Annotated in this window: 6 protein-coding genes; 1 reads left to right on the top strand and 5 read right to left on the bottom strand. The window is 69.2% G+C overall.

The window, feature by feature from the left end; all coding sequences use genetic code 11:
• Positions 1 to 42: 42 nt before the first annotated feature.
• The 5 genes from FNH04_RS38260 to FNH04_RS38240 all read right to left on the bottom strand — a co-directional run bounded on the left by FNH04_RS38260 (position 43) and on the right by FNH04_RS38240 (position 4,699).
• Complete coding sequence (locus tag FNH04_RS38260) at positions 43 to 396, bottom strand: VOC family protein (RefSeq protein ID WP_152790464.1); 354 nt, start codon at positions 394 to 396, stop codon at positions 43 to 45.
• A 133-nt stretch (positions 397 to 529) separates the two neighbouring features.
• Positions 530 to 1,561 carry a LacI family DNA-binding transcriptional regulator gene (locus tag FNH04_RS38255; protein WP_152790462.1) on the bottom strand — a complete coding sequence of 344 codons (1,032 nt, stop codon included), beginning with the start codon at positions 1,559 to 1,561 and terminating at the stop codon, positions 530 to 532.
• The gene (locus tag FNH04_RS38250; RefSeq protein WP_152790460.1) at positions 1,558 to 2,463 is read right to left on the bottom strand and encodes a carbohydrate ABC transporter permease; all 906 of its coding nucleotides are present in this window, start codon (positions 2,461 to 2,463) and stop codon (positions 1,558 to 1,560) included. Before FNH04_RS38250 ends, FNH04_RS38255 begins: the two co-directional genes overlap by 4 nt.
• Positions 2,460 to 3,383, bottom strand: a complete 924-nt coding sequence (locus FNH04_RS38245; protein WP_322725067.1) for a carbohydrate ABC transporter permease — start codon at positions 3,381 to 3,383, stop codon at positions 2,460 to 2,462. The genes FNH04_RS38250 and FNH04_RS38245 overlap by 4 nt, the downstream gene beginning before the upstream one ends.
• Positions 3,380 to 4,699, bottom strand: coding sequence for an ABC transporter substrate-binding protein (locus FNH04_RS38240; RefSeq protein WP_152790458.1), 1,320 nt, complete (start codon positions 4,697 to 4,699; stop codon positions 3,380 to 3,382). The genes FNH04_RS38245 and FNH04_RS38240 overlap by 4 nt, the downstream gene beginning before the upstream one ends.
• Positions 4,700 to 4,923: 224 nt before the next feature.
• On the opposite strand from FNH04_RS38240, the gene FNH04_RS38235 reads away from it, so the two are divergent.
• Positions 4,924 to 6,945: a beta-galactosidase gene (locus FNH04_RS38235; RefSeq protein WP_152790457.1), complete on the top strand. Its 2,022-nt coding sequence runs from the start codon at positions 4,924 to 4,926 to the stop codon at positions 6,943 to 6,945.
• Positions 6,946 to 6,979 lie beyond the last annotated feature (34 nt).

The following is a 6,979-nucleotide window of genomic DNA, read 5'->3' as shown; positions in this document are numbered from 1 at the left end:
GGACAAGCCCCCGTACACACCCCGTACACGCCCCCGGGCGTGCTACTCCGCCGGAGCCTGCTGCATCAGCCCGATCAGGTTCCCGTCCGCGTCCTTCACCGAGGCGATCAGCATGCCGCCGCCCACGTCGTGCACGTCCTGCAGCGTCTCGGCCCCGGCGCCGAGCAGGGCCGCCAGGGTGGCCCTGACGTCGTCGACGTGCCAGTACGGAACCGGCCCCGTCATGCCCTTGGAGTGCCCGTTCGGATCCAGGCCCACGTCCTGGCCGGCGTCCTTGAAACCGACGTAGTACGCCGAGTCCGCGTACGGCTCGGTCCCCACCAGCTCACGGAACAGGGCCTTGGCCCGGTCGAGGTCCTTGACGGGGTAGATGACGGTCTTGAGGCCGTGTGTCATGGCGTACTCCTCGCATGGTCCTGTCGTACCGCCGGGATTCCGTCGGCAGTTCCACGCTAGGGCGGGGGAGCGGCGACCGCTTCTCCGATCCTGACCGGTTTCCCCCGCCCGGCCCCGTCGCCGGACAGCACACCTAGGTCGACTCCCGCCGCACCAGCTCCGTCGGCAGGATCACCGCCGCGGCGTCCTCGCCGCCGATCCGCGCCAGCAGTACGCGCACCATCTCGTTGCTGATGCGGTCCCAGGGCTGGCGGATCGTGGTGAGGGCGGGGGTGCCCTCCGTGGCGGCGGGGGAGTCGTCGAAGCCGCCCACGGACACGTCCTCGGGGACCCGGCGGCCCGCCCGGCGCAGCGCCGTGAGGGCGCCCTGCGCCATGAGGTCGGACGCCACGAACAGGGCGTCCATGTCCGGGGCCCGCGACAGCAGCTTCTCGGCGCCCGCCGTACCGCTGGCCCGGCTGTAGTCGCCGGAGACGACGAGCCGCTCGTCGATCGCCACGCCCGCCTCCGTGAGGACCTCCTTGTAGCCGGCGAGGCGCTCGACACCGCCCGGGGTGTCCAGCGGGCCGGTCACCACGCCGATACGGCGGCGGCCCAGCGACAGCAGATGGCGCACCATGTCACGGGCGCCGTCCCGGTCGTCCGCCGCCACGTAACTCACCTTGGAGCCGAGCCCCATGGGCTTGCCGCACTGTACGAGGGGCACCCCCGCCTCCCGCAGCTCCTCGGCCACCGGGTCGCCGGAGTGGCTGGACACCAGCAGCACGCCGTCGACGTGACCGGCCGTGATGTACCGGGTGATCCGGCGCCGTTCGTCCTCCGTGCCGGCCAGCATCAGCAGCAGCGGGATGTCGTGCGCGGCCAGGGCCTGCGTGCAACCCCGCAGCAGGACATTGAAGTTGGGGTCCTCGAAGAGCTTCTCCTGCGGTTCGGTCAGCAGGAAGCCGATCGAGTCGGAGCGCCCCGTGATCAGCGAGCGGGCATGCCGGTTCACCACGTACCCCGTCTTGCGGATCGCGGAGTTGACCGCTTCCTGCGCGGCCGGGCTGACGTAGTGACCGCCGTTGAGTACCCGCGACACGGTGCCACGGGAGACACCCGCCACACGCGCCACGTCGTGAATCGTGGGCGGTTTGCGCCGGCCCCCGGTGTTGCTCATGGTCATGACTTTACGGCTCCGGACAGCAGATCGAGGCTCCAGAAGCGCTGGATGACCAGGAAGAGGGCGATCAGCGGGATCACCGCGAGCAGCGCACCCGTGATCACCAGGGTGTACAGCGCCGGGGTGTTGGCACCCTGTTCGAGGAGCGTGAACAGGCCGAGCGTGATCGGGAACTTCTCGTCGTCGCTGAGCATGATGTAGGGCAGCAGGAAGTTGTTCCACACGGCAACGAACTGGAACAGGAAGACGGTCACCAGACCCGGCACCATCATCGGCAGCGCGACGCGTGTGAAGATCCGCCACTCGCCCGCCCCGTCCATCCGCCCGGCCTCGACCACGTCACCGGGCACGGCGGCCGCCGCGTAGATACGGGACAGGTACACCCCGTACGGGGACAGGATCAGCGGCAGCAGCACCGACCAGTACGTGTCCGCCAGGTCCACCTTCGCCAGCAGCAGGTACTGCGGGATCGCGAGGATCACCGGCGGCATCAGCACACCCGCCATCAGGACGTTGAACACGGTCTCGCGGCCCCGGAACCGGTAGATCGCGAGCGCGTAGCCGCTGATCGCGGAGACGGCCGTGGACAGCAGGGCGCCGAGGCCCGCGTACAGTGCGGAGTTGCCCATCCACTGCCAGTAGATGCCCTCGCGGTAGGCGTTCAGGTCGGACAGGTTCTCCGTGAAGCCGGTGCCCGGCAGGAAGGTGAACGTGGAGAACAACTCGCTGCCGGACTTGGTGGCCGCGATGACCACCCAGGCGACGGGCAGCAGGCAGTAGACCGCGCCCAGCAAAAGCGTCAGCGTCGGGACGAGCGCGACGCGGCGGCGCAGTGGAGGACCCTGGGCGGCGCCGGGCGCGGCACCCACCGCCGGGTCGACCTTGTCGACGGCAAGAGAACTCATCGTGCTTCCTCCTGCTTGGAACGGGAGTTCGCGGCCCGCAGGAAGCCGAAGGACAGGACGAGCGTGGCGACGGCGATGATCACGGCGCCGGCCGCGGCCGCATGGATGTCACCCTTGCCGAAGGCGTCCTGGTACACCTTCATCAGCGGACTCCACGTCGTCGACACGGAGTTGGTGAGGGGCTTGAGTGTGGTCGGCTCGCTGAACACCTGGAGCGTCGCGATGATCGAGAAGAAGAAGGTCAGCACCAGGGAGGGCGCCACCATCGGGATCTTGATCCGCAGCGCGATCTGCAGCGGGGTCGCCCCGTCCAGCTTCGCCGCCTCGTACACCTCGGCCGGGATCGCCCGGAGCGAGGTGTAGATGACGATCATGTTGAAGCCGGTGCCGCCCCACACCGCGATGTTCGACAGCGCCGCGTAGAGCCCTCCGCCGTCCAGCAGGTCCGGCTGCGGCAGCCCCAGCCTCTGGAGCACGAAGGAGAAGGGACTGACGTCCGGGAGATAGAGGAAGCCCCACAGCAGGGCCGCCACCACGCCCGGGATGGCGTACGGCAGGAAGATCGCGAGCCGGGTGAAGGGGGCCAGCCGGACCTTCTCGCTGTCCAGCATCAGCGCGAGGACCAGCGCCAGGCCGAGCATCACCGGGACCACGATGGCGCCGTAGCCGAGCACGCGCAGCGCACCGGCCACGAACTCGGAGTCGGTCAGGGCGCCTGCGTAGTTCTCGAAGCCCGCCCACACTTCCCTCCGCGCATCCGCTCCCAGGCCGAGACCCTTGACCTGGACCTTGTGGAGGCTGAGCCACACCGCGTAGCCGATGGGGAGCGCGAAAAAGAGGGCGAACAGAATCGTTGACGGTACAAGGAAGGCGTACGGGGCCCCCTTGACCCCGTACGACCTCCGGCGTGCGCTGGTCACTCCGCGACCCCGAAGCCCTGCTTCTCGAGGTCGGCGACCGTGGCGTCCTGCATCGTCTTCAGAGCGGCACCGAAGTCCGACTTGTCCTTGGCGGCCTTGCCGAACGCGTCCTTGAAGGAGGTGTACGCGACGTTCACGTTCGGCCCCCACGCGGACGGCGCCGTGGTCTTCGCTATGGAAGCGGCCTCGGTGTAGAAGTCCGCCTGGTTCGAGAAGAACGCCGGCGGCTCGGAGAACGCGCCGCCGAGCTGTGCGCTGGTGGAGGCGGGGTAGATACCGCCCTCCTTCGCCAGCGCGGCCACGGCCTCCTCGTCGGTGTTCAGCCAGGCGGCGAACTTCGCGGCGGCCGCCTTGTGCTTCGAGTCCGTGGTCACGGCCGTCGACGATCCGCCCCAGCTGCCGGTCACGTTGTCGCTCTTCGACCACTGCGGCAGCGGCGCCATCCTCCACTTGCCCTGGGTGTCGGGTGCGGCGGTGGTCAGCGTGCCTGGCGCCCAGACCGCGCTCACCCACGCGATCTGCTTACCGGTGTTGAGCGCCTTGTTCCAGGCCGGGGTGTACATCGGCTGGTTGTCGATGGCGCCCTCCTCGACGAGGCCGCCCCAGAAGTCGGCGACCTTCTGCGTGGCCGCGTCGTCGATGCCGACCTTCCACTTCTCGCCCTCGGTGGTCCACCACCGGGCGCCCGCCTGCTGGGCGAGGCCCGCGAAGAGACCGGAGTCGTTGGCGGAGAAGGTGGTGAGGTCGATGTCCGGCGCCTCCTTCTTCAGCGCGCGGGCCGTCTCGGCGAACTCGTCCCAGGTCGTCGGGACCGTCAGGCCGTACTTCTTGAACAGGTCCTCGCGGTAGTAGAACATCATCGGCCCGATGTCCTGCGGGATCGCGTAGACCGCGTCCGTGCCCAGCGTCGTCTGCTGCCAGACACCGTCGGCGAACTTGCTCTTCGCGTCCCCGGACTCGCCCGCGATGTCGGCGACCGCGTCATTGCTGACCAGGGTCGGCAGCGCCTGGTACTCGGCCTGCACCAGGTCGGGGCCCTTGCCGGCCTTGTGCGCGGTGAGGATCTTGGTGACGAGCGTGTCCCCGGAGGCCTGCTTCTTCACCGTGACGGTGATCTGCTGCTCCTTGCCGGGGCCCTTGTTCCACAGGTCCACGACCTTGTCCATGCCCGGCGTCCAGGTCCAGTACGTGAGCTTGGCGGGCCCGGACTGGGCCTCTCCGTCCTCGTCGGACGAACCGCAGGCGGCAAGGGTGGTGGCGCCGAGCGTCACGGCGACTGCGGTGGCCACAAAGCGGCTGTGCTTCGTGTTGGGCATGGATCGTTCTCCCCTGACCTGGGGCCCTCGCCCAATGCGAGGACCTGCCGTGTCTGATGCGTGGCGCGCCCCTTCGGCGCGCCCGCTTCGGCTTCTGTGAGCGTTCACAGTAGAGAAACATCCAGGACACTTGTCAATGGTTGATGCTGTGCGGTTATGTAGGGCTGCGTCGCTGAACGCTGTGTGTGCACGTTCCCAAAAGATCGATTCAACGGGAGACATCCATGCCGGAGACCACCCCCACGGGCCTCACCAGGCTCGCCTTCGGTGGGGACTACAACCCCGAGCAGTGGCCGGAAACCGTCTGGCACGAGGACGTCCGGCTGATGCGCGAGGCGGGCGTCACCATGGTGAGCGTCGGAATCTTCTCCTGGGCGCTCCTCGAGCCCTCGCCCGGGAAGTACGACTTCGGCTGGCTCGACCGCCTGCTGGACCTGCTGCACGAGAACGGCATACGTGCCGACCTGGGCACCCCCACTGTCGTACCGCCCGTCTGGTTCTACCGCGAGCACCCCGAGGCGCTGCCCGTGGCCGCCGACGGCACGCGCTACGAGTTCGGCTCGCGCGGAGCCATCTGCCACAGCAACACCGACTACCGGGCGGTCGCCGCGAACATCACCACCAAGCTGGCCGAGCGGTACGCCGGCCACCCGGCCCTGGCGATGTGGCACGTGCACAACGAGTACGGCGTCCCCGTCTCGGCCTGCTACTGCGACTCCTGCGCCGCGCACTTCCGCCGCTGGCTGGCGGCCACGTACGGCACGGTCGACGCGGTCAACGAGGCCTGGGGCACGGCCTTCTGGGGCCAGCGGTACACGGACTTCGACCAGATCAACCCGCCCCGGGTGGCCCCCACGGTCGGCAACCCCGGCCAGGCCCTCGACTACAAGCGGTTCGCCGACGCCACCATGCGCGAGAACTTCGTGGCGGAACGCGACATCCTGCACCACCTCGCGCCCGGTGTCCCGGTCACCACGAACTTCATGACCGCGCTCAGCCAGTGCGACTCCGTCGACTACTGGGCCTGGGGCCGCGAGGTCGACATCGTCACCAACGACCACTATCTGATCACCGACGGCCGCCGCACCCATGTGAACCTCGCCATGGCCGCCGACCTCACCCGCTCCGTCGCGGGCGGCGCCCCCTGGCTGCTCCTTGAGCACTCCACATCCGGTATCAACTGGCAGCCGCACAACCCGGCCAAGGCCCCCGGCCAGATGGCCCGCAACTCCCTCGCCCACGTCGCCCGCGGCTCCGAGGGCGCCATGTTCTTCCAGTGGCGGCAGTCCCGGCGGGGTGCCGAGAAGTTCCACTCGGCGATGGTGCCGCACGCGGGCACCGAGTCGCGGGTGTGGCGCGAGGTCGTCGAACTCGGCGCGTCCCTCGACTCGTTGAGTACGATCCGCGGCACCCGCACTCAGGCCGACGTGGCGGTTCTCTGGGACTGGCACTCCTGGTGGGCGCAGAACCTGGCGTGGCGTCCCAGCGAGGACCACGACGCGCGCGAGCGCGCCGACGCCTTCTACGAGGCCCTCTACGACCGCCACCTCACGGTCGACTTCGCGCATCCGGAAGCCGACTTGTCGGCTTGTCCCCTTGTAGTCGTGCCCGCTCTGTACTCGATGACGGAAGCCGCCGGAAACAACGTCCGTGAGTACGTCGAGAACGGCGGCACCCTCGTCGTCTCGTACTTCTCCGGCATCGTCGACGAGCACGACGCCGTGCACGAGGGGCCGTACCCGGGTGCCCTGCGCGACGTACTCGGCCTGACCGTCGAGGAGTTCTCGCCGCTGCTGCCCGGTGAGAGTGTCCGTATCACCGGGCCCGACGGATCCGAGCTCACCGGGGATGTGTGGACCGAGTTCGTGGTGCCGCGCGAGGCCGAGACGGTGTGGACGTACGCGGACGGGCCGGCTGCGGGGCATCCCGCGGTGACCCGCCACCGGCTGGGGGAGGGGTCGGCCTGGTACGTGTCGACGCGGCTCGACGCGCAGGGGCTGGACGCGCTGCTGGGCTGGGCCGCCGATGACGCCGGTGTCGCGCCGCGGGTGGATCTGCCGCGTGACGTCGAAGTGGTGCGCCGGGTGGGGGAGTCGGGCACCTATCTGTTCGCGATCAACCACAGTTCCTCGGATGCCAAGGTGCCGTTGGAGGGCCCTGGGACCGAGTTGCTGACGGGTGAGCGTGCCGCGGGCCGCCTTGTGGTGGGCGCGGGGGCTGTGCGGGTCGTACGACTCGACGGCTGAGCCAACGGTCGTTTTCGCCCCCGCCGCCCTTACC

Source organism: Streptomyces phyllanthi (assembly GCF_009377205.1).
Classification (GTDB): domain Bacteria; phylum Actinomycetota; class Actinomycetes; order Streptomycetales; family Streptomycetaceae; genus Streptomyces; species Streptomyces phyllanthi.
Note: the sequence above shows the minus strand (reverse complement) of the source record. Positions and strands in the feature narration are given on the sequence as shown.